The sequence below is a fragment of the Ruegeria sp. G7 genome, assembly GCF_056535465.1.
This window is the reverse complement of record NZ_JBQFIL010000002.1, coordinates 567,943-589,707: the sequence shown is the minus strand read 5'-3', so window position 1 is coordinate 589,707 and position 21,765 is coordinate 567,943. Positions and strand designations below refer to the sequence as shown.

General features: G+C 55.3%; 21 protein-coding genes. 14 read left to right on the top strand and 7 right to left on the bottom strand.

Annotated elements, in window-relative coordinates:
* Positions 1-8: 8 nt before the first annotated feature.
* Together ACR3EN_RS19540 and ACR3EN_RS19535 are read right to left on the bottom strand one after the other, a co-directional pair.
* Positions 9-1,640 (bottom strand): hypothetical protein, encoded by a 1,632-nt coding sequence (locus ACR3EN_RS19540; RefSeq protein ID WP_480821248.1) that lies wholly within the window; start codon positions 1,638-1,640, stop codon positions 9-11.
* Between the two features lie 507 nt (positions 1,641-2,147).
* Positions 2,148-2,561 (bottom strand): winged helix-turn-helix transcriptional regulator, encoded by a 414-nt coding sequence (locus ACR3EN_RS19535; protein ID WP_480821250.1) that lies wholly within the window; start codon positions 2,559-2,561, stop codon positions 2,148-2,150.
* A gap of 180 nt (positions 2,562-2,741) precedes the next feature.
* Between ACR3EN_RS19535 and ACR3EN_RS19530 the strand changes: the two genes are divergently transcribed.
* The 8 genes from ACR3EN_RS19530 to urtE all read left to right on the top strand — a co-directional run bounded on the left by ACR3EN_RS19530 (position 2,742) and on the right by urtE (position 11,077).
* Entirely contained in the window at positions 2,742-3,506 is a 765-nt protein-coding gene (locus ACR3EN_RS19530) for a nuclear transport factor 2 family protein (RefSeq protein ID WP_480821252.1), read from the top strand.
* A gap of 80 nt (positions 3,507-3,586) precedes the next feature.
* Entirely contained in the window at positions 3,587-4,081 is a 495-nt protein-coding gene (locus tag ACR3EN_RS19525) for a nuclear transport factor 2 family protein (RefSeq protein ID WP_480821254.1), read from the top strand.
* A 329-nt stretch (positions 4,082-4,410) separates the two neighbouring features.
* Positions 4,411-4,797 (top strand): hypothetical protein, encoded by a 387-nt coding sequence (locus ACR3EN_RS19520; RefSeq protein WP_480821256.1) that lies wholly within the window; start codon positions 4,411-4,413, stop codon positions 4,795-4,797.
* A 286-nt stretch (positions 4,798-5,083) separates the two neighbouring features.
* A complete protein-coding gene (gene urtA / locus ACR3EN_RS19515) occupies positions 5,084-6,358 on the top strand; it encodes an urea ABC transporter substrate-binding protein (protein ID WP_480821258.1) in 1,275 nt (424 codons plus the stop codon).
* Positions 6,359-6,423: 65 nt separating this feature from the next.
* Complete coding sequence (gene urtB, locus ACR3EN_RS19510) at positions 6,424-8,379, top strand: urea ABC transporter permease subunit UrtB (protein ID WP_480870496.1); 1,956 nt, start codon at positions 6,424-6,426, stop codon at positions 8,377-8,379.
* A gap of 10 nt (positions 8,380-8,389) precedes the next feature.
* The gene (urtC, locus tag ACR3EN_RS19505) at positions 8,390-9,643 is read left to right on the top strand and encodes an urea ABC transporter permease subunit UrtC (protein WP_480821342.1); all 1,254 of its coding nucleotides are present in this window, start codon (positions 8,390-8,392) and stop codon (positions 9,641-9,643) included.
* On the top strand, positions 9,640-10,380 hold the full coding sequence (urtD, locus tag ACR3EN_RS19500; protein ID WP_480821262.1) for an urea ABC transporter ATP-binding protein UrtD: 741 nt from the start codon (positions 9,640-9,642) through the stop codon (positions 10,378-10,380). Before urtC ends, urtD begins: the two co-directional genes overlap by 4 nt.
* Positions 10,370-11,077 carry an urea ABC transporter ATP-binding subunit UrtE gene (gene urtE, locus ACR3EN_RS19495; protein WP_480821264.1) on the top strand — a complete coding sequence of 236 codons (708 nt, stop codon included), beginning with the start codon at positions 10,370-10,372 and terminating at the stop codon, positions 11,075-11,077. The genes urtD and urtE overlap by 11 nt, the downstream gene beginning before the upstream one ends.
* A 101-nt stretch (positions 11,078-11,178) precedes the next feature.
* Here urtE and ACR3EN_RS19490 read toward each other — a convergent pair whose 3' ends face one another.
* From ACR3EN_RS19490 to ACR3EN_RS19480, 3 genes are all read right to left on the bottom strand, one after another.
* Positions 11,179-12,027 carry an MBL fold metallo-hydrolase gene (locus ACR3EN_RS19490; protein WP_480821266.1) on the bottom strand — a complete coding sequence of 283 codons (849 nt, stop codon included), beginning with the start codon at positions 12,025-12,027 and terminating at the stop codon, positions 11,179-11,181.
* A 124-nt stretch (positions 12,028-12,151) separates the two neighbouring features.
* On the bottom strand, positions 12,152-13,450 hold the full coding sequence (locus ACR3EN_RS19485) for a sulfatase family protein (protein ID WP_480918480.1): 1,299 nt from the start codon (positions 13,448-13,450) through the stop codon (positions 12,152-12,154).
* Positions 13,447-13,929 carry a MarR family winged helix-turn-helix transcriptional regulator gene (locus ACR3EN_RS19480; RefSeq protein WP_480821270.1) on the bottom strand — a complete coding sequence of 161 codons (483 nt, stop codon included), beginning with the start codon at positions 13,927-13,929 and terminating at the stop codon, positions 13,447-13,449. The genes ACR3EN_RS19485 and ACR3EN_RS19480 overlap by 4 nt, the downstream gene beginning before the upstream one ends.
* Positions 13,930-14,048: 119 nt before the next feature.
* Between ACR3EN_RS19480 and ACR3EN_RS19475 the strand changes: the two genes are divergently transcribed.
* The 5 genes from ACR3EN_RS19475 to ACR3EN_RS19455 all read left to right on the top strand — a co-directional run bounded on the left by ACR3EN_RS19475 (position 14,049) and on the right by ACR3EN_RS19455 (position 20,061).
* Positions 14,049-14,999, top strand: a complete 951-nt coding sequence (locus ACR3EN_RS19475; protein WP_480821272.1) for a tripartite tricarboxylate transporter substrate-binding protein — start codon at positions 14,049-14,051, stop codon at positions 14,997-14,999.
* A gap of 71 nt (positions 15,000-15,070) precedes the next feature.
* Positions 15,071-15,622, top strand: a complete 552-nt coding sequence (locus ACR3EN_RS19470) for a hypothetical protein (protein WP_480821273.1) — start codon at positions 15,071-15,073, stop codon at positions 15,620-15,622.
* Complete coding sequence (locus ACR3EN_RS19465) at positions 15,619-17,211, top strand: tripartite tricarboxylate transporter permease (RefSeq protein ID WP_480918479.1); 1,593 nt, start codon at positions 15,619-15,621, stop codon at positions 17,209-17,211. The genes ACR3EN_RS19470 and ACR3EN_RS19465 overlap by 4 nt, the downstream gene beginning before the upstream one ends.
* Positions 17,208-18,731 carry a sulfatase-like hydrolase/transferase gene (locus tag ACR3EN_RS19460; RefSeq protein WP_480821277.1) on the top strand — a complete coding sequence of 508 codons (1,524 nt, stop codon included), beginning with the start codon at positions 17,208-17,210 and terminating at the stop codon, positions 18,729-18,731. The genes ACR3EN_RS19465 and ACR3EN_RS19460 overlap by 4 nt, the downstream gene beginning before the upstream one ends.
* 94 nt (positions 18,732-18,825) lie before the next feature.
* On the top strand, positions 18,826-20,061 hold the full coding sequence (locus ACR3EN_RS19455) for a metallophosphoesterase (RefSeq protein ID WP_480821279.1): 1,236 nt from the start codon (positions 18,826-18,828) through the stop codon (positions 20,059-20,061).
* A 376-nt stretch (positions 20,062-20,437) separates the two neighbouring features.
* On the opposite strand, the gene ACR3EN_RS19450 is transcribed toward ACR3EN_RS19455, so the two are convergent.
* On the bottom strand, positions 20,438-20,725 hold the full coding sequence (locus ACR3EN_RS19450; RefSeq protein WP_480821281.1) for a sll1863 family stress response protein: 288 nt from the start codon (positions 20,723-20,725) through the stop codon (positions 20,438-20,440).
* A gap of 47 nt (positions 20,726-20,772) precedes the next feature.
* Positions 20,773-21,273, bottom strand: a complete 501-nt coding sequence (locus ACR3EN_RS19445; RefSeq protein WP_480821283.1) for a Dps family protein — start codon at positions 21,271-21,273, stop codon at positions 20,773-20,775.
* A gap of 211 nt (positions 21,274-21,484) precedes the next feature.
* Between ACR3EN_RS19445 and ACR3EN_RS19440 the strand changes: the two genes are divergently transcribed.
* Positions 21,485-21,703, top strand: coding sequence for a hypothetical protein (locus ACR3EN_RS19440; protein ID WP_152456637.1), 219 nt, complete (start codon positions 21,485-21,487; stop codon positions 21,701-21,703).
* The last annotated feature ends 62 nt before the right edge of the window (positions 21,704-21,765 follow it).

Below are 21,765 nucleotides of genomic sequence, written 5' to 3'. Positions count from 1 at the left end.
GTTCAGGATTAAGACAGGTTCGGGCAATTGACTTTAAGAACATAACCCGGACTGAGCAGTGTTTGAAAAACCCCTACCGGTTTGTATTCACAAAATCTTTCGTCAAGAACATCCCGCAAGCCATGTGTTGCCCGCCCCGGTTCTCCGGGCCAAGCGGCGTGGATTGAACTTATGTAAAATGTGCTTCCGTCTTCTGGTGCCGCATCCAGTACAAACCTGGCAAGAGGTCGAAAATCACCACGTAACCGCAGCATGATGTACATTTTTGACCATGCGTCAGGGTCATTGTGTAACATATCTTCAATTGCTTCAGAGAATCTGCCGGCGTCTAACTCATTCCACTCCGGGCCGAAATACGAAGGGTCAATCGCAACACTGCCAGTTGCGAGCGACGGTGCATAACTATGGTGATCAATTGGTGCGCCCCGTTCGATCATCAACGGGATCAGTCGAAACGTCCCGAAGTAGTGCAACACCTGTGACGGAGGAAGCTCCGATAAAGTCGCGACCAGCTGTTTGCTGGAACCTTCGACAAGTTGCGGGGGCCATTTCGTCATCACACGTAGTCCAGTCGCTGTAAGCAGGCCGCCCAGTATGACAAGACCCGCTATGGCAAATGGACGTCGAGAATCCATGCACCGTAGCAGACAATCAACCGTAGCCGCTGCCAACACTGGGAGTATTCCCAACATCCAAACGAGGTGTCGTGAGCTGACTGCCGGATATTTTCCTATTGCGGCAAGGCCCAAGAAGACGGTCACGATAGCGCCCACAAACAACATCAGCGCCGACAATCGCGAGCGCTCCGGCCTCTTTAGGAACACGAGCGCAACCAGGGCCAATAGGCAGATTACAAGCAATATGACGGCGCCCCGCGTCTGAAACAGAGCTATTGCGGCGTCACCGAATCTAGCCAGCGCCTCCATACCCAGACCGCCATAAGCATCGGGGAAAGCGGTGATCTGAATTCTCGTTGCATGGCCAATCTGCAGGTAATACGCGCATGCGATCACGAACAGTACTGCCGCAACCGCGCCCTCGCGTAACTCAAGCTTGTGGCCGACCAAACGCAGCATCAGAAAAACCCCCACCACGACACAAGCGCCAACAATTGTTGAGACGCCCAAAAAAAGCCCTGCTAGAAGAATGGTCAAATCACGCAAACTGAAGGCATCAGATCGATCCTTTGCGAAAATCCAGGCAGCGAATATAGCGAACCCTGCTGCATCGAAAGCATAGAATTTCAACATCGATCCGTTGACCAAAAAGGACGGGAGCGACAGCACCACAAACAGACCCGCGGCGATCGGCAATGCCTGCCTTCCAAATGCACCAATCAAGGCTGCAACGAATACGCCGAGCGTTAGCAGGATTATGATCAAGCGCATAGCACGGATCGTCAGATCTGAGATGCCATGCAACAGCAAATTGAAAATCGGTGGCCCAGCTTGTTGTGCCTCAGGCAACGGACCGAAGGCTTGTGTCAGATTATCTAGTGGGAAATTCAACAGCTGCGATACTTCGTCGATCCAGATGCTGCGGTCAGACCAGAAATAGAGTTGAACAGCGCCAAAAACCAAAACGATCGCAAGAATAAACAAACCAAAAGGGCCATTCTGGCCGCCTATGTACCTGTGCATGGCAATCTCTCTGAATTCGCCGACACAAGAAGAATTAAACGAAATCCTTCCTCGTGGGCAAGTTCAACACTGTGCTGCAAAACCCGAACTTCTGTCGCTAGAAAGTAGTTTATCTGGATTTCTCCACCTGGACCGGTTTGTAGCGTCATGCAAGTTTGCCAGGATTGCCATTGGGATGTTTCCAATGGGCTGTATGGTCTTCCTTCGTTGTGGTAATTACAACATAATTCCATCCTCGCGAAGGGATCTGCCAGAAAACGGAACCAATCTACCAACAAGCACCCGGCCCTGAGCTTTGTGTTCAGCACATCTGTGAAAGCGCCGTCGGCCGGCTTACAAGGTTGGGAGAAGTTCTGCGTGATACCATTGTCGTTGGCCACAGATTTTTAACCCTAGAGCTGAGCTCGCTGCGGGTGTTCGCCCGTTTCGTCGCCGGACATCCAATCTGTCAAAACACCTGTCCCGCGTAGCTTTCGAACTTCTGCGCCCGCAGCTCGAATAGCTGATCTAGGGTTCGCCTCTGCCAAACCTTCCCTTGGGCACTAAGCTGACCTGTTGCCGATCAAATTCCATTCGAAACTGCCTGACATCGTCCATCTGCTCATGCGACCAGAACACCAGCGGTTTAAGCACATTGAGAAGGCTGCGCCCTAAATCTGTCAGCTCGTAGGTTACAGCGACCGGAGGACCGGGCTCGACCGTTCGTGTCAGGTATCCATCTCGCTGTAAGCCACGCAGGTTTTCAGTAAGTACGCTTTGCGTAACGTCGCCAATGCACCGTTTGAGATCACCAAACCGTCTTGGTTGGTCTTCCAAGGCCAGAATGATGATCATCCTCCACTTGCCCGTCACGTTGGACAGCACGGAACGGATACAGCAGTTTGATGCCTCGGCTTTGTTGGCGACTCCAATCGGTAGCATATCAATTCCTAGTATGAATCACAGACTATTGATAATTTAGCTCACTCATTTGCATTCATCAATTCTCTTCTCCACTGAGCAGTATGGTTGGCGCTACCTAGTTTGGTAAAAGTACGTAATTGCTGTTTGGTATGATATTGCTACTACGTATTGGAAAGATACGAATCATAGGATCTCTCCATGTCTCCACAAGAACTTGTCGTCGCCCTGTTCACCGCAGCCTTTGTCGATCATGACCCCGAGGCGGCACGTGCGCTGATCACCCCGGACTATATCCAGCACAATCCGCAGATTGAGACCGGCGCTGAAGGATTGGTAAACCTGATACCGCTCATCGAGCAATCAGGAATGACTGTGGCCACCCACAGGGTCATCAGTGAAGGCGATATGGTTGTGCTGCACAGTACGTTCGACAACGCACAGGTGCTTGGCGCCGAAACTGTCGCAGCTTTCGATGTGTTTCGCGTCGAAAATGGCATGGTCGTCGAACACTGGGATAACCTGCAACCAGTTCCTGAAACGACGGTTTCGGGTCGAGGTATGACCGACGGCCCGACTGAGATCACCGATCTGGACAAGACAGAAGAAAACAAAGCTCTCGTGCTCGGATTTGTGCGTGACGTGCTCGGCGGCGAGGCGCCTGAAAATGCACCACAGTACTCGGAAGTCTATATGCAGCATAATCCCAACCTTGCCGATGGCATTGAAGGATTGTTTGAAGGAACCAAAACCTGGGCCGAACAAGGTTTCGTTATCACCAAATTCGAACCGCAAATTGTGGTCGCTGAGGGCAACTTTGTCTTCGTAGCTTCGGATGCCACCGTCAGCGGACAGCCTTGGGCCTTCTTCGATCTCTGGCGCGTGGAAGATGGCTTGATCGTCGAACACTGGGATGTCGTGTCACCCACCCCGGCAGAGATGTCACACAACAACGGCAAATTCTAAGGCTGAAGCATCAACAATCGACCGGCCCCAAGGATCGGTAAGGCGAGAGACAAATCCTTCGCGGTACAGGACCAAAAACAATGCATCACATACCCAGCCCGAAACCCCAAATCCCATTTGATCAGCTGAAGCAGGATCACTGGACAGTACAGGAAACCAAGAATGCGACCGTTGTAGTTGATTTCTTCCAACGGCTTATGAACGATCACGATTTTGAGTACGTGTCCCGCACCTATTCAGACGGACCTTACATCCAGCATAACAGGGCTATCCCGTCTGAGATGTCTGGCGTGATCGGGTACGTGAAGACCCTAACGAAGCGGTTTCCGGACTACAGCTACGACGTCAAACGCATCATCGCGAGCGGTAATTTGGTTGTGTTGCATAGCCATGTAACGCTTAAGGCGCAGCATCGCGGGAACGAAAGCAAAGGGTTCATCATCACCGATACCTTCCGCCTTGAAGACGGCAAACTGCGCGAGCATTGGGATGCTATGCAAGCCATCGATCTGTTCACCCGCTTCGTGATGCTTCTCACAGGCGGGAAAATCGCGAATGACAATGCAACGTTCTGATCTAAAGTGATTGCTTGGGTAGTCGTCAACGCTGGTGACGAAGTAACTCCTATAGGCGCTTCCGGGCTCAGATGCGCTGACCTGCCTTTCTGTATTTTCGTGATTTGATCCTCGTCATCCGAAACAGGCAGACAATGATCACCATTCAGAACACGAACATCTTCAAACCGCCTATTCAACAGCAAACGACGACGCGGTTCTGTCCGACGAAACAGAAGGTTACAGTCCCGGGGGACGCTCCTCACAATTCTGAGATGGCAACTCAACAGTGAAAATCATTTCGAGATCGCCTCCTTGACGGGCGCTTTTTCGGTCATAATGTTTAATTAATGGGCGTATTAAGAACGGGTTTCGTTGCACTGCACTTCATCATGGCCTCCACCGGGGTGCTTCATGCTGAAAACAGTATGGTAAAATCGTTTGCGAGCTGTGCAGGCCGTTTTTCAGCTGAAATGGAGCACGCTTGGCTTTTGAACGATGCAAATGCTCAGGACCACGAAGCGCGGCGCGGCGGTTTTGTATCTTTGCTGGAAGCGGCAGCGACAGCTGACAACGCCGAATTGATCCTGAACCATAGGGTAAATTCCAAACACGCGCATGCGCGCTTGCTGCAAACCGCGACCTTCAGTTCAGATGAAACCAAAGCAATCGCGGCCCGCAGGACGGCCAAGCGATATTTAGACCAGTGTAATCTGTTGATACTGGGAGGCGCCTAAAAGGCGCATCGCTGCAGTGCCGCATTCTTGAGCGGAACATGCTGTACCGCCGCATATTTAGGCAATGCCGTGAATCAATCCAAGAACTCGGGTCATGAGACTCTGATAGCTGGCAAGAACCGTCATAGCACTATGGCGTGCCGCAAGACGGCTTGGAAAATGTGCGAAGGTGTCCGGCCTAGGAACCTGAAAACACCCTCGCACACCGCAATTATGCGTGGGGGTTATATGGGACGTTTCGGCGGCCCGCACAACCTTGCTGCGCATCGCATAAAAGGAAATGTTGATGCACAACAAACTTCTCATCACAACCGCTGCAGCCCTGTTGGCCAGCTCTCTGCCTGCACTGGCCGATTGCCCGATCAAGGTCGGTGTATTGCATTCGCTGTCGGGCACGATGGCCATTTCGGAAACCACGCTGAAAGACACGATGGAAATGCTGGTCGAACAGCAAAACGAAGCAGGTGGTCTGCTGGGGTGCGAGCTTGAGGCGGTCGTCGTTGATCCGGCCTCTGACTGGCCGCTCTTTGCCGAAAAGGCGCGCGAGTTGCTGACGGTGCATGAGGTTGACGTGATCTTTGGCAACTGGACTTCGGTGTCTCGCAAATCTGTCCTGCCCGTGATCGAAGAACTCAATGGGCTGCTGTTCTACCCGGTCCAGTATGAGGGTGAAGAAAGCTCAAAGAACGTGTTCTACACGGGCGCAGCGCCGAACCAGCAGGCGATTCCGGCCACTGACTACTTCCTGGACGAGTTGGAAGTTGAGAAATTTGCGTTGCTGGGAACCGACTACGTCTACCCGCGGACCACAAACAATATCCTCGAAAGCTACTTGAAGCAGAAGGGTATCGCGGAAGAGGATATTTTCGTCAATTACACCCCCTTTGGTCATTCCGACTGGTCCAAGATCGTTGCCGACGTGGTTGCGCTTGGCGCGGACGGCAAGAAAGTCGGTGTGATTTCGACCATCAACGGCGACGCGAACGTGGGTTTCTATAAGGAACTTGCGGCCGCAGGCATCTCGGCTGACGATATTCCGGTTGTTGCTTTCTCGGTCGGTGAAGAGGAACTGGCTGGTCTCGATACCAGCAACCTCGTCGGTCATCTGGCGGCCTGGAACTACTTCCAATCAGCTGAAAGCGACGCCAACGCAGCTTGGGTCGAAGCGTGGAAGGCTCGTATGGGTGAGGACCGTGTGACCAACGACCCTATGGAAGCCCACTACATCGGCTTTAACATGTGGGTGAACGCAGCAACCGAGGCTGACACCACAGATGTCGACGCTGTGCGAACCGCCATGTATGGTCAGGAATTCCCGAACCTCACAGGCGGTACAGCCGTGATGCTGCCAAACCACCACCTGGCCAAGCCGGTGCTGATCGGTGAAATCCAGGAAGACGGCCAGTTCGATATCATCAGCCAGACCGAAGAAGTTCCGGGCGACGCCTGGACCGACTATCTGCCTGAATCTGCCGTTCTGGTGTCGGATTGGAAAGAGCTGGGTTGCGGTATGTACAACACCGAAACCGAGAGCTGTGTACAGATCAAGTCCAACTACTAAGCTCTTAACCTGAAGTCTTCGGGGCGCGTCTTGTGCCCCGAAGTTCAATACAAAGGTCTTCCTAAATGACGCTTCCGTTCAGGTGGGCAGTGATTGCCCTGCTGGTCCTTGCCGCCCCGACCCTTCTGCAAGCGCAATCCGCAGATGCCCCGGTGCAACAGGTTTTGCAGTCGCATGCGGAGGTGATCCAGAAATCCTCTCGTAAGACAATTGGTCCGGCGATTGAGGCGCTGGCACAAAGTGGATTGCCGGAAGCGCAGACCGTTCTGGAACGTTGGCAAGCCAAAGACATGTGGTTCAACAAAGAAACCGGCCTGTTTGTCTTTGCCGCAAAGGCTGACGGCGGGTTGCAGATTTTCGACGTATCGGACGGGACCGAGATCGGCGTAGTCGACAAAAAGGAATACAAGCAGCTCAAGCCTAATTCTGGCATTCGAGGGCTAATCGCGTCCGCCCTCGTGCAGTTTCAACTTAACGACGCCGATCCAGAAACCCGCGACGCCGCTTTGACCGCGATCGAGCGAGACGCAGAGGCGTCGCATCTGTCCGCATTGCGTGGTTCCATCGACGCGGAACAAGACGCCGATCTCAAGGCGCGCAAAGACCGGTTGGAGCGCCTGCTAACGATCCGTTTTGATGAGGACGAAACCGCCAGGCTGGCTGCCATCGAGAGCTTTGCCGGTGATCTGGGCGTTGATGTCCGGGCAACGCTCAATCCGTTGGTTTCATCCGAAATCAAAGTCGCAGATGAAGTTCCGGATGGCGCGGTTGGGATAAAGGTTGGGTCAGAGGACCTAACGCTGGACCAGGCCTATGGCCTGCTTGTCGCCAATGGGTTGGCGCAGGAACCGGTGGATGCCGAAGCCGTAAAGCAAACCCTGATCGCCAACATAAACGGCGATACCGTCGCGGGTGTGCAAGTGGCAAGCCTGGACGAGGACGCCGCACGAGAGGCCGCGTATCTGGTATTGGCCCAGCAAGGCCTTGCAGCACCGCTGGTGACGCAGGATGACATTGCTGAGGCTGTCGAAAAACATAAGTTTTTCAAGGTCTACGTCTCCGCCCCACTACCCGTTGCTCTTGCTGCGCAGGTCGCATTGGACAACATCGAAACACAAGTTGCGTTGAACCAGACTGCAGATCTGGTGTTGGACGCACTGTCTCTGGCCTCGATCTATTTCCTGGCTGCGATCGGCCTTGCCATCACTTTTGGGGTCATGGGCGTGATCAACATGGCCCATGGTGAGTTCATCATGATGGGCGCTTACACCGGCTATGTCGTGCAGTTGTTCATTCCTGACCTGACACTTTCCATCCTTGTTGCAATTCCTTGCGCGTTTCTGGTGACATTTGGGGCCGGTGTTCTGCTTGAGCGGTTGGTTATTCGGTGGCTCTATCACCGCCCGCTGGAGACGTTGCTGGCAACTTTCGGCGTTTCGATTGCTTTGCAGCAATTGGCCAAGAACATCTTTGGCACTCAGGCGCGTCCTCTGACCGCTCCGGCATGGTTGGACGGGTCGATGGTGCTGAACGACATCGTGTCCATCAGCTATATCCGTATTGCGATCTTTGTTCTGGCACTGCTGTTTTTGGCGCTGTTTCTGATCGTCATGAACCGAACCCGATTGGGGCTTGAGGTACGAGCTGTAACGCAGAATCCCCGCATGGCGTCCTCGATGGGCATCAACCCGGATCGGATCAACATGCTGACCTTCGGCCTAGGCTCTGGAATTGCGGGCATCGCTGGTGTGGCGATCGGGCTTTACGCAAAAGTCACGTCCGAGATGGGATCTGACTACATCGTGCAAAGCTTCATGACCGTGGTCGTTGGTGGCGTTGGCAACATCTGGGGCACGCTGTTGGGCGCGACGATGGTCGGAACGCTGCAAAAGGGGATTGAGTGGTTCAATCCGTCCAATACTCTGGCAGCGCAGACCTACATGATCCTGTTCATCATCCTGTTCATTCAATTCCGACCACGCGGCATCATCGCGCTCAAAGGTCGGGCGGCGGAAGCGTGATATGGTCGAAATGACATCCACAGCCGAGCCGATACGCAAGCCGCTGGCGCTGCGCTATCCCTCTGTCGTCATCTTTCTGATCGTCCTGACCCTGTTTACGGCGATCATCACCGTGCTGGGCGAAGGCTTTGGTATCGGGCTGATCTCTACCAGTTTTATCAAGACTTTGGGTAAGACGCTGTGCTTGTGTCTTGCCGCGCTGGCGATGGATTTGGTCTGGGGATACACCGGTATCCTGTCCCTGGGACACATGGCCTTCTTTGGCATTGGCGGGTATGCAATCGGCATGTGGCTCATGTACGCCCGTACCGAGATTATCGTGGTTGATAGCCTCGCGGCCTCTACCTTGCCACCAACCGCGCAAGAAATCTCGGATGGTATCGCCACTCAGATTTTCGGCGTTGTCGGTGCGTCCGAGTTCCCTCCGATCTGGGCCTTTGCGCATTCACTGCCGTTACAACTGGCTGCCGTCGTGTTGGTGCCGGGTCTGCTGGCTCTGGTCTTTGGCTGGCTGGCCTTCCGCAGCCGCGTAACCGGGGTCTATCTGTCCATCCTGACGCAAGCGATGACGCTCGCGCTATCCCTGTACCTGTTCCAAAATGACAGCGGATTGCGCGGGAATAACGGCTTGTCCGGGCTCCAAAACCTGCCGGGGCTTGATGCGGTGCCGCAGTCAACGATTTCGATCCTGTTCTTCTGGGCATCCGCTTTGGCGCTTGGGTTGGGCTATCTTGTTTGTGCATGGGTGGTGTCCGGCAAGTTCGGATCGGTCATTCGCGCCATCCGCGATGATGAGAGCCGGGTTCGGTTCCTTGGCTATTCGGTCGAGGCCTACAAACTTTTCATCTTCACCTTCACCGCCGTGATCTGCGGGATCGCGGGCGCGTTGTATTACCCGCAGGCAGGTATCATCAACCCGGCTGAGATCGCGCCCATCGCGTCAATCTATCTGGCCGTCTGGGTGGCGATCGGCGGACGTGGAAGACTCTACGGTGCCGTGATCGGTGCAGCTTTTGTCTCGCTGCTGTCGACTTGGTTCACGGGTGGGCAAGCCCCCGACATCTCACTTGGGTTCTATACGATCCAATGGGTCGACTGGTGGACCATTCTGCTGGGGCTCTCGTTTGTTGCAGTCACGCTGTTCGCGCCCCGCGGCATAGGAGGGCTGATCGACAAGCTCACAGAGCGCCGCGCGCCGGATCGACATGGTGCCGATCTGGGCCCCGACCTTGGGTCGCTGCGCGAAAAGGAGGCAAATGAATGAGCACGCTGCTCGAAGTCTCTGGGGTTTCCGTGTCCTTTGACGGTTTCAAGGCCATCAACAACCTGACATTCCAAATCGGCCCGGCCGAGATGCGGGCTGTCATCGGCCCGAACGGAGCAGGCAAGACGACCTTCATGGACATCATCACAGGCAAAACCAAGCCAGACGACGGTCATGTTCTATGGGGCGAAAAGTCGGTCTCGCTACTGTCGATGAGCGAAAGTCAGATCGCGCAGGCCGGCGTGGGGCGAAAATTCCAACGCCCAACCGTGTTCGAAGATCAAAGCGTGCGCGAAAACCTGATGCTTGCCCTGAAAAACAAGCGCGGACCGCTGGCCGTGCTCCGGTTCCGGGCGCGACAGGAAGATCACGCGAAAGTCGCCAGACTGGCTGAAGAAATTGGGTTGCAAAACGCTCTGGACCGCAAAGCAGGCGAACTCAGCCACGGTCAAAAACAATGGCTTGAAATCGGCATGCTGCTGGCGCAGGACCCGCAATTGCTGCTGGTGGATGAACCGGCGGCCGGAATGACTCCGGCAGAGCGTGAGCACACCACCGACATCCTCGTCGAGGCGGCCAAAACCCGGGCTGTCGTCGTTGTCGAGCACGATATGGAGTTCGTCCGCCGCCTCAACTGCAGAGTGACCGTGTTGCACGAAGGCTCGGTTCTTGCGGAAGGATCGTTGGACCATGTCACTCGGGACGAAAGAGTAATCGAGGTTTATCTTGGGCGCTAACCTTCTTGAAATCTCTGATCTGTCGCTGCACTACGGTGGCAGCCAGATTTTGAGCAATGTAAACATCACCGCGCGACAGGGTCATGTCACATGCGTGATGGGTACCAACGGCGTGGGAAAGACGAGCTTGTTGAAAGCCATATCCGGCACGCATCCCCGCAGCGGAGGTCAATACCTGCTCAACGGTGAAGAGATCGGCAGGGCCACGGCCTATGACCTCGCCAGAAAAGGTGTGGCCTACGTTCCGCAAGGTCGCGAGATTTTCCCGTTTTTGACCGTTCGCGAGAACCTCGAAACCGGCTTTGCCTGCCTGCCTCGCACCGATCACACGATCCCGGACTATATCTTTGAGCTTTTTCCAATCCTCAAAGAGTTTCTTGCGCGGCGCGGGGGCGACTTGTCTGGAGGTCAGCAACAACAACTTGCAATCGCGCGTGCGCTGATCACGAAACCAAAGCTGCTTCTGCTGGACGAGCCAACGGAGGGCATTCAACCCAATATTATCAAGCAAATAGGAGATGTCATTCGCCTGCTGCGCGACCAGGGTGAGATGGCGATAGTGCTCGTCGAACAGTATTTTGATTTTGCATACGCCCTGGGCGACAGTTTCCTGGTTTTAGAACGCGGAACGCCGTACCTGCATGGGGAGAAATCCCAGATCGAGAAGCATCAGCTCAGAACCGCAGTTTCGGTGTGAGACGGCAAAGCAACGCCAAGCCCCTCAGCTGAACTAACATCACTTGAAGATAACGAAACGTATCCACACTTTGCGGCGGCCTCTGTCTGATCGCGCAACAGTCAGACCGAGTACTCTTGCAGATCTTCCACAATGCCAAACGGGCCTTCAAACACTCCGCGAATGCTGTTCAAAGCGGTTTCGTGTGAGGATTCGCTATCCATATGAACACGAAAATGAGTCAGTAAGAGCTGTTTGACTCCAGCGTCTTTCGCGGCTGATGCAATTTCGCTTGGGGTCGGCGTCAAGGCAGCAATCGTGGGATTTGCGGGCTCACCGTCCAAACGATAGCACCAATGCAGCAGCAAGTCTGCGTCTTGACTAAGAGCGGACAGGTCATCGCACAGGCCCGCATCGCCGGAATAAACAAATTTCTTCTCATCGCTTTGCACCGAGAATGCAAGGCAGGACAAAAAGGGCTGCGCGTGCGGAACTTCGCAGGAATTCAGCGACCAGCCTTCGCCCTGATATGTAAATCCGGGTGCTATTTCTTTCACCTTTGGCGCAGGCCATGGACGCGGTAGGCTGCCTCCGCGCGCTTTCCAGACCTCTTGGCTTGGGGCAAACTGCGTGCGGGCACGAAGGTCGTGGGAAAGGACCCCATTCTGACCAAAGTAGCCGTTGGTGATCTGCGCGATTGGGGTCGGGCCGAACACTTTGAGCGGCGCACCGCCTTCGTCCCACGCTGCGTGTACAAGCCGCGCATAGTCCATCATGTGGTCGGTATGCAGATGCGTGAAAAACAGGTGCGTGACGTCCGAAGGTGACCGGCCAGAGCGCAGCAGATTGTCGAACACGCCGCCGCCGCAATCAAACAGGATCACATCTTTGCCGATTTCAAGAAGATAACCGCTTGAAGCGCGGCGGGCGTAAGCCTCGGGCGAGCCGGACCCAAGAATGGTGAGTTTCATCACGTGACCCCGGGTGGCGGAGTGGCGCCGGGAGCGCCGAGTTTGAGTGCGGCTTCACGACCGCCGTAATGCGCGATCAAAGCAGCCTGATCAGCGAAAGCTTGCGCGTCTACAGCTTCGATATTCAAGAGATTCGACATCGCGTTTTCCATGCGCTCAAGCGTTTTTTATGACCGGAATCCGAAGCGAGGTTGATCAATTCCTCCGGGTCTGCGACCAGGTCAAACAGTTCAGGCTCAAAACCGATATATTGGTTCAGTTTCCAACGACCCTGGCGCAGCATGAACGCACCGGACACTGCCCCGGCGGCGTGGTACTGGCTCAGGATCAAGCGATCCGGGTCAGATGGACCTGCGGCAATTTCATAAAGCGATCTCCCCTCCGAGCGGAAGTCCTGACCAAAATGCGCAGGGATGGTTGCGGCGAGGTCCAAAAGGCTGACCGGGGTCTCACAGGTACCGACAGGTACATCAGGACCAGCCATAATCATAGGTATCGCCACACTTTCCTCATACAGGTTGGACTTTCCCCACAGCCCGCGTGCACCGACGTTGTCACCGTGATCCGAGGTATAGACTATGACAGTGTCCTCAGCCATGCCGCTGGCTTGCAAAGCGTTCAGGATACGGCCCACGTTACTGTCGAGCCAACTTGTAAGCCCGAAATAAGCCGACATCGCCGTAAGACGTTCTTGTTGGCTGGAGAACCGGTTTTCGCTATCCATCATCGCGTTCTGTTTTTCTACCCACGGGTGGCGCAAGTGGCCCTCATCGGGGTGCAACTTGACCGGGGGCAGAATGTCGGTGGGATACAACTCAAAGAACTCTTTCGGGCAAACCAGCGGGAAGTGTGGAGCGACGAGACCAACGTACAGGCACCATGGTTGGGGCCCCCCTCGCGCTGCTCGGTCCATTAACCAGTCTTCGGCCCGCTTTGTGACGGCTGCATCGTATTCGGTGTATCGGCTGTGACCCGGTCCGATGTATTCCCCCAGCATTCTTGGACCTGCAGTGACGCGTTCATCCTCGCGCCGGATCGAAGCCCAAACCATGCCAACCCCGTCGGCTACCATCATCGGGAGGTGCTCGACGTCAAATCCGGCGGGGTCTTCGGGCGCGCGGTAATGCAGTTTGCCGATGCTTTCGACCGGTATCCCGCCTTGTTGCAGGGCGTGGCCCCAACCCTGCATCTGGCCGGAATAGGGCATGGCATTGTCCCAAAGGCGCGTGACGTGAACCGGCTGGCCTGTGGCGAAACACGCACGTGCGGGGACGCAGATCGGACTAGGAGTATATGCGTTTGTGAACCGGGTTCCACGAGCTGCCAACGCATCCAGATGCGGCGTCTGGACAAAGTCATGACCGGCGCAACCCATGGCGCGTGCCTGATGCTCATCCGACATGATCACCAAAAAGTTGGTCACGATGCCTCCATCTCAAAGTCCTGTACAACCGCCTCGATACGTCCGAGCGCTTCAATGAACTTGCGGCGCTCCTCGGTTGTGAACTTTGCGTTCAAAAATGATTGGCGTTCGCGCATTTGCGGCAGGGCACGTTCGTAAAGCTCACGTCCTTTGGCTGAGATTTCCAGAACCGAGGCCCTGCTGTCTGATTCGCTGCCGCGCACCGAAAGCAGCCCGTCTTTTTCCATTATCTTTATTGTGCGGCTGAGTTGGCCCTTGTCCATCAAAAGGCGGCGTACGATCTGATGCGCGGACAATGGGCCGAGACTGATCAGCATCACCAAAACCCGCCACTGAACCTGAGAGAGACCTGCGGATTCTTTAAGGATTTTGGCCGCTTGGGCATTAAGCCGAGCATATACGCGGGCCAGACGCAGGGTGATCATCTGCTCCAACGGCTCTTCGTAGGGCCCCAGATGGTGGTCGTTGTCCAGTGTCATAAATCACCCCTCATTTGCATGATCGTAGGGGCAGTTTGGTTGATGCGTCAACTGATATTAGTTGACAGGTCAACTTATTTCCGACGATGCTTGACCTGTTGCGTCAGGGAGGAAACGCTATGAATTTCGCATTCAAGACCATCGCGGCTATCGTTTTTGCTGCGGCGCTGGCGGTATCGGCGCAGGCCGAGGAGTGGGCGCCGCCGGGCCCCATCAAGCTCATGATTGCGTTTGCTGCAGGGGGTGGTGCCGATACGCAGGCCCGATTGATCGCGGAAGACCTCGAAGCGGCAACCGGCTGGGAGTTCATACCCGAGCAAGTGACAGGAAAGGGCGGGATGAACCTTGCCTTGGCCATCAAGGATATGCCGAATGACGGGTCCGTCATTGGAATGGTTGTGACAGAGACGCTGGGTTACAACATGAAAGCTGCTGATGCAGGCGTCAGCCCTGCGGACTTCACCGGCATTACCACGACAGCGGGTTTCCAGATGGGGGTCGTGTCACTGTCTTCCAAAGGCTGGAACAGCTTTGAAGATGTGGTTGCCGCTGCCAAGGCCGGCGAAGAGCTGCGGTTTGGCGTGATGAGCCCACGTCTTGCCGACCTCGCGTATCTGCTGGGCAAGGCGCAGGGCGTCGATTTTAACATTGTGTCGGTCAAAGGTGGCCGTGCAGTTATGAATGGCGTGAATGCGGGTGACATGGACCTTGGTTTCATGGCCGGCATCCAGGGCAAAGGTGTTGCCGCCGGGGATCTGGTCAATCTGGCCTCGGCGCTGTCCGAGCCCCTGAAACAGACGCCGGACGCACCGACATTTGCGGATCTGGGTGTCGAGTTCAACTCTGACGGTGCCTTTGTCTTTGTGGGCCCCGGCGGCATGGATCCGAAGGTACGGGACGCTTTGGCATCGGCCATCGGTACGGCTATCTCAACCGAAGGCACGAAGTCCAACGCGATGATCACCAAAGCCTTTGGCGGCCCGCTGATCCAGTCGGGCGACGCGTTGCAAGAACGTTTGCAGGCCGAGTATGTTGAGGCCGGCGCGTTGTTGGAGGCGGCGTCCGAATAACATGATTGCCCCGCCCTCTGGCGGGGCAACCACACTTCGCCACAGTCATTCTGGTTCAGCGAGACAGGCGTATGTCCCCGGAAAACCATACAAATCGCGTCGTCGCGCTTGTCGCCATCGTGGCGGCTTTGGTGATCGCTTTGGTCTGGGTTCCCTTGGATACCGGAACGGGTCTGATCGAAAAGGTGCGCCGTCAGGTGACGATCGGTGACGCACTTGCCCCCACACTCGCTGCAGGTTTCATAGGTGTTGGAGGATTTTTGCTGCTCTTACAGCGCGCAACGGCGATGGACGGGCGCATGCGTCTGACCAATCTGCGTTATCTGGCGATGCTACTTGGGCTGCTTTTGCTGACTTTCACAATCATGCGTTGGTCGGGACCAGCTGCGGTGGCCTTATTTGGCCCCGGGGAAAGCTATGCATCGCTGCGCACGACAGCACCCTGGAACATGGTCGGGTTCTTCCTTGGCGGCACAGTGATGATTGCCGCGCTGATCGCGCTGATCGAAGGACGTCCGTCTTACCGGGCAGTGGTGGTTGGCGTCATCGCAAGTGCGCTGTTGATCCTGCTGTATGATGTCCCGTTTGATGACCTGTTGCTGCCACCCAACGGCGACGTATGATGGAGGTCTGGACCTATATCCAACTCGGCGTCGGGGCCGTGTTTCAGGGCCCGGACCTGTTCGCGATTGCCGGCATTGGTGTTCCGGTGACACCGGTCATGGTTTTGTTCGGGTTCCTTCTGGGCATCGCTGTGGGGGCAACGCCGGGGTTGGCCGGTCCGATGGCGATGGCGATCTCGTTGCCAATCCTGATTTCAATCTTCGGATTCTCGCAAGACGCGCTTTTGCCCGTCATGGGCTTTCTGATCGGGATCATGAAAGGCGCCACAATCGGAGGAGCCGTTCCCGCGATCCTGTTCAACACGCCAGGCACACCGGACGCGTTTATGACCACACTGGACGGCTATCCGATGACGCAGGCAGGCAAGGCCCGCAAAGCACTAAAGGTCGCTCATGTAAGCTCGGCTTCAGGGGACACGTTCTCGGATATTGTTTTGGTCCTGTGTGCACCATTCTTGGCTGTACTGGTCGAAGCCTATCTGGACCTGCCAGAGAAAACAGCTCTGTTGATCCTGTCGCTTGCATTCATCGCCTCGGTCATCGGGGACTCAGTGGGTAAGGGGCTGATTTCCATGGGACTTGGCCTGCTGGCGGTGTACATCGGAACGGGCGAAGACTTCTATCCACGCCTGACAATGGGATCGCAAACTCTGGCGCAGGGATTTCCGATTGCAACGGCCATACTAGGCGTTTTGATCCTTGGCGAAGTGTTCAAATCCATCGAGGACCTGTGGCACGAACACCGCTTTACCAAAGCGCAGCCCCAATACACGGAAACCGGCGATCAACGTTTGCACCGTGCTGACCTGCTTCGTATTGCGCCTTACATTGCGCGCTCGGCCATGATCGGAACGGCGATTGGTGCTTTGCCGGGCGTCGGTAGCACGCTGGCCGCGACACTTGGGTTCACCACCGGAAGTCGACGTCACGCCAAGAAAACCCCAGATGCAACGCAGTTTGGCAATGGGGCGCCAGAAGGCATTGCATCCACCGAGGCCGCCAACAGTTCCGTCTCGGGCGCGAACCTTATCCCAGTTCTCAGTCTCGGCATTCCGGGAAATGCCGCTGCAGTGTTTCTTATCCTTGCCGCGGACAGTATCGGTGGATTCAATCCCGGGCCGTCGGTTTTCAAGTTCACAACAGGCAGCATCAATCCGGAATTGGTCATGGCCTTTGGCCTGTTTACGGTCATGATGCTTGCAAATCTACTCAACTGGACCATTGGTGGCGGGTTCATGCGGATTGTCGGTCACATGATCCATATCCCCAAACACATCCTGCTGCCCGTGGTTCTGTTGCTGACGTTCACCGCTATCTACGTGCAAGAGGCACGCATGTCCGCGATCTGGTTTGCAGTCGGGTTTGGAGTCCTTGGATATCTGATGCGGCGGTTGGGCATGTCGCCTCTGCCTTTTGTGATTGCGTTCATCCTCGGCGGCAATCTTGAAGAAACCGCGCGCCAGGCCTTTGCCGCAACCGGCGGCGACGCGTGGTTCCTGTTCACCAATCCCATCGCCGCCATTTTTATGGCTCTCGCCGTGACCGTCGTCTTCCTTTCCAATCGTTCTCGTACGGAGCCCCAAATATGAGCCGCCCGAACATCCTCTTGATTTCTGCCGACCAGCAACGTGCGGACTGCTTTGGATTCATGGGGCGTAACGTCAAGACACCGCATCTGGACCAGTTAGCCAACGACGGAACCTACTTTACGTCATGTATTACGCCGTCCGTGGTCTGTCAGCCAGCACGGGCGTCGATTCTGACGGGGCAGCTATGTCGCACGCACGGGGTTCATGACAACGGCATCGACCTTGATCCTAATGTCGGGGAAAAGGGCTGGGCCGGTGCAATGGCAGCGGCTGGATACCAGACCAGCTTTTTCGGAAAGGCGCATTTTTCAACCTATCACACCTACGAGCCAACCGGCACACCGGAATGCCTTCAATCCGGGGCTGACTATGATGAGCGGTGGAATGGGCCCTACATGGGTTTTCAGCACGTTGAGTTAATGCTGGTCGGGCATAATTGGTGGGCACCCGTAAAACCGCCGCTGGGACAGCATTATGAACGGTTCTATCACGCTGACGGACGTGGGGATGACCGCACCAAACTGATGTGGGACAATGCGGGTGACACAAGGGATGCGGCCCAGACCTGGCATTCGAAACTGCCGACAGCATTCCACAATACAAGCTGGACATCAGATCGGTTCATCGAGTGGCTTAATCACGGCCGGGACGCCCAAACGCCATTTTGCACCTGGGTCAGCTTTCCTGATCCGCATCACCCGTTTGATTGCCCCGAACCCTGGTCATGGCTGCACAAGCCTGAAGAGGTAGATCTGCCACCCAATCGAACACGAGACTTTGACGGCAAGCCGTGGTGGCATCTTGCGGCGATTGAGAACGAACCGGCGGATCCGAAGTTCGCTGATGTGCGCAAGGCATACAGCCGGATTGCCCCGCAAACAGATGAACAACTGCGCGAGATAATTGCCAATACCTATGGTCAAATTGCCTATATTGACCACGAGGTCGGTCGCATGCTGATTGCCCTGCAACAAGCCGGTCTGGATGAGAACACCATCGTTATCTACATCTCGGACCATGGCGACTGGCTGGGCGATCACGGGCTGATACTGAAAGGACCGATGCACTACGAGGGGCTGTTGCGGGTTCCCATGATTGTTCGAGGGCCCGGCATCCCAGCTGGACAGGCGGTGGACGAGCCGGTTTCAACCCTCGATCTGGGACCAACCTTCATGGACTACGGCAATGCTGCACCACTGCAGACACAGCACGGCACAAGCCTGCGCGATGTGCTAGAGAACAAAGGGCGTCGTGACTTTGCACTCAACGAATGGGGTCTGCTGCCGGGGCGCGTGGGTATGGCGCTGGAATTGCGTACTGTACGCACAAGAACACACAAGATGACGGTGGAACTGAACTCGGGTGCAGGTGAACTGTATGATCTGGTTTCAGATCCCTGTGAGCAGAACAATCTGTTTGACGATCCGGAGTTCGGGGGCATCAAGGCGAAGCTTGAACATTACATCGCGATGCGCCCCGATGACATGAGACCTGACAGGCAACCGGTTGGAACCGCCTGAATCCTCGGCCCGCTCGCGTCCACGGCGCAGGATAATCACTGGACATACAGAGCCCCTTCCCTAACCTTGCATCAATTTCGGAAAGGGGGCCGGCATGTTGACGAGAACCGCTTCACTCGTTTTTGGGGCGTGGGTTTGGCTGTGTTTTGCTGTTTTACCTTCCAAAGCCGACGTGCTGCATCATTGGGTCCAACTCGGACCCGATGACCAAATTATTGTAAGAGCAATCTCTGCCTCGCCTGACTGCCCCCTTTTGCAAATCGATGGGCAGGCTGTTGCGATGAAAAAGCGAGCGATGCCCGAGGACCAGTTCCCGCATCTGGTTTGCGAATACCACGCGTCAAAACTGGTTCGCGAGATACTGCTGGAAGGAACCCCGCTGCCCACGCTCAATCCAAGCTTGCAACGGATTGCCGTGATCGGGGATACCGGGTGCCGAATTCGCGGCGGCAGAGTACAGAACTGCAATGATCCAACCGCTTGGCCCTTGAGTTCCATTCTGGAGGAGATCACAGACCGATCTCCGGATCTGGTTATCCATGTTGGCGACTACCTGTATCGGGCATCGCAATGCCCAGACGCAGAAAAATGCGGCGGATCTCCTTTCGGTGACACCTTCGACTCCTGGGCTGCGGACTGGTTGGACCCGGCGGAAGGTCTGCTCAGGCGCGTCCCGTTCTTATTTCTTCGAGGCAATCACGAAAACTGCGGACGCGGCGATAAAGGGTGGTTCCGGTACTTCGAAGCCGGGGCTCGTCCCTTTAGTTGCCCCGTTGTAACCCTGCCGTGGGTCGTTTCTGTCGATGGTCTTAGTCTGATTGCGTTTGACTCGTCCGCTGGACCGGCCCCGCAAAGCAGCCCCGACCTGACAAATGTCTACCGGCGAATGGCCCAAGACCTGTTTGCAAGAACCAGCGGCGAAGCCTGGTTTCTCACGCACCGGCCACTTTGGGTGAACATGCATGCTTTCGGGGAATTGATTGATGGTGACGATACCCAGCGGGCAGCGTTCGGAGGACTTATTCCAGAAACAGTCAGCCTGGTTTTGTCAGGGCATATCCACGCTTTTCAGGCGATCGATATGCTGGACGGTCCGGTGCAAGGGATAAGTGGCAATGGAGGAACTCAACTGGATCCTATGCCCACGGATCATGCGACCAACGTCGAAGTGGCTGGCAGCCTGGCAAGCACCGTTGTGAGCAATAGCGATTTCGGCTTCTTGATGTTGAGCCTGAGAGCAGATGGCGGCTGGTCGATGGACGCAATCGATGCGGAAGGAAAAACCCGAAATCGATGTCGTCTTCTCGGGCGTACAATTTCTTGCGAATGACGCAAGGCTGATCATGGCTTAAGAGCTGCCGCCCTATTGTCGACCTGTAGCAAGTCGCCTGATATCAGGGCCGCAGCCGATTTGCTTGCCGTCGTTGCGTTACTTGGCGTTCGAAGTCTCAGACTCCACGTGTCAGTATCGACCCAAAACCATTGCCGGAGTTCACGCATCGGTTTGCGTAACTCCCATCCAAACCATCAAAAAGCACGCAGGTCGCAGAGCCTTCGTATTGCGCAAGCAACCTGCGCATTTGTGGCAGTGTCTGGTCACAGAGCATGACGGTCGCGGGACGCAATCATCTCAGCCAATTTCTGAGCGTTTACGCTCCGCCCACCATCATTAATTCGACCTAAGTGCAAACGCCCAGCCAGATACGTTACGCAAACCGGTCGGCGGCCTGTTTCAAGGCATTCTGCATATCGCCCCAGGCGGCCTCGTAGCCTTCTTTGACATCTTCCCAAGCCTCGTCGCTCGTCGATTTCAGATCCTTCAGCTGCGCTTCGGCATCGGACCTTACCTCGTAGAGTTGACTAAGTTGTTCTTCGAGTTCGATTTTGGCATCCGCTTCCGCCACTTTCAATTTAGCTTCGAGAACGTCAATTTGGGCATTCCAGCTATCCAGTTGCAGCTGCGCCTTTTTTTCGTACCCAACTCGTGTCATCATTTATCCTTTCTTCTCAAACACTGGTTCAATTCGGCGAAATCCGACTATCAGGCTGCAACAATCGCCTTCAGCATCCAGACTGCTTCCTCATGCTTCGACATTCTGGCGTTCATCAGATCTTCTGTAGCCCCATCGCCATAACGCGCCGCAGTCGCGGCGGTGTCACGCAGGTTTCGAACTATCGCTTCGTGGTCCGCGACCAATTGTTTGATCATGCCCTCTGCGTCTTTGACCGTTTCTTCTTCGGTCAGTTTGGCTTGGCTGATCATGTCCGTGAACGAAATCGGTGCCACCTGACCCAGCGCGCGCACACGTTCAGCCAGTTCGTCAGTGGCTTCGAACAGATCGCGATATTGACGTTCTGTCAGTTCATGGATCGGCAGAAACAGCGGACCCACTACGTTCCAGTGCGTGCCTTGCGTTTTCACCATGAGAACCATGGTATCGGCCAGAACTTCCGTCACTGCATTAGCGATCCATGCATCCTTATCGATGCCCGTATCATTCGTTTCTTCCTGAACTTCAGACTTCAATACTTGCTGTAGCATTTCCACTCCGTTGCGTTGTTTATAGAGGGGAACATAAGCAGTTTTTACTTTTTATCAAATAATTTCATATACTTACGATACGTATCAGGCGTATCATGGGGTATTTCATGATCCTGGGTATCCAGCTCAACATGCCAACATGGATGTAGACACGCAGGCGCATTGCTATACATGCATGGAGTAAGTGACGTAAGCGACTGAGGTCATATCATTGTCAGATCAAAATCGACCACCCAAGCGCACCGAAAAACTGCAACTGATGCTCGACTTAGAAGAGCTTAAGGCTATCGATGATTGGCGGTTTGAGAACAGATTGCCGTCCAGAGCGGCGGCCATCCGTGAGCTCATCCGTCGCGGTTTGATTTCAAATGAGTTCGAAGAGCCACCTACTGACGCACCTTCCGGTGAGTTTCGTGTTGTTGACGAGTGATAGGAAAATCCTCAAAGCGCTCCAATGACGCCGGGGGTGGCCCAACATCGCGCTGCTCATGC

Coding starts and splice junctions, on each gene's coding strand:
- ACR3EN_RS19540 (WP_480821248.1), bottom strand. CDS start 1,640: ATGCACAGGTACATAGGCGGCCAGAATGGCCCTTTTGGTTTGTTTATT.
- ACR3EN_RS19535 (WP_480821250.1), bottom strand. CDS start 2,561: ATGCTACCGATTGGAGTCGCCAACAAAGCCGAGGCATCAAACTGCTGT.
- ACR3EN_RS19530 (WP_480821252.1), top strand. CDS start 2,742: ATGTCTCCACAAGAACTTGTCGTCGCCCTGTTCACCGCAGCCTTTGTC.
- ACR3EN_RS19525 (WP_480821254.1), top strand. CDS start 3,587: ATGCATCACATACCCAGCCCGAAACCCCAAATCCCATTTGATCAGCTG.
- ACR3EN_RS19520 (WP_480821256.1), top strand. CDS start 4,411: ATGGGCGTATTAAGAACGGGTTTCGTTGCACTGCACTTCATCATGGCC.
- urtA (WP_480821258.1), top strand. CDS start 5,084: ATGCACAACAAACTTCTCATCACAACCGCTGCAGCCCTGTTGGCCAGC.
- urtB (WP_480870496.1), top strand. CDS start 6,424: ATGACGCTTCCGTTCAGGTGGGCAGTGATTGCCCTGCTGGTCCTTGCC.
- urtC (WP_480821342.1), top strand. CDS start 8,390: ATGACATCCACAGCCGAGCCGATACGCAAGCCGCTGGCGCTGCGCTAT.
- urtD (WP_480821262.1), top strand. CDS start 9,640: ATGAGCACGCTGCTCGAAGTCTCTGGGGTTTCCGTGTCCTTTGACGGT.
- ACR3EN_RS19490 (WP_480821266.1), bottom strand. CDS start 12,027: ATGAAACTCACCATTCTTGGGTCCGGCTCGCCCGAGGCTTACGCCCGC.
- ACR3EN_RS19480 (WP_480821270.1), bottom strand. CDS start 13,929: ATGACACTGGACAACGACCACCATCTGGGGCCCTACGAAGAGCCGTTG.
- ACR3EN_RS19475 (WP_480821272.1), top strand. CDS start 14,049: ATGAATTTCGCATTCAAGACCATCGCGGCTATCGTTTTTGCTGCGGCG.
- ACR3EN_RS19470 (WP_480821273.1), top strand. CDS start 15,071: ATGTCCCCGGAAAACCATACAAATCGCGTCGTCGCGCTTGTCGCCATC.
- ACR3EN_RS19465 (WP_480918479.1), top strand. CDS start 15,619: ATGATGGAGGTCTGGACCTATATCCAACTCGGCGTCGGGGCCGTGTTT.
- ACR3EN_RS19460 (WP_480821277.1), top strand. CDS start 17,208: ATGAGCCGCCCGAACATCCTCTTGATTTCTGCCGACCAGCAACGTGCG.
- ACR3EN_RS19455 (WP_480821279.1), top strand. CDS start 18,826: ATGTTGACGAGAACCGCTTCACTCGTTTTTGGGGCGTGGGTTTGGCTG.
- ACR3EN_RS19450 (WP_480821281.1), bottom strand. CDS start 20,725: ATGATGACACGAGTTGGGTACGAAAAAAAGGCGCAGCTGCAACTGGAT.
- ACR3EN_RS19445 (WP_480821283.1), bottom strand. CDS start 21,273: ATGCTACAGCAAGTATTGAAGTCTGAAGTTCAGGAAGAAACGAATGAT.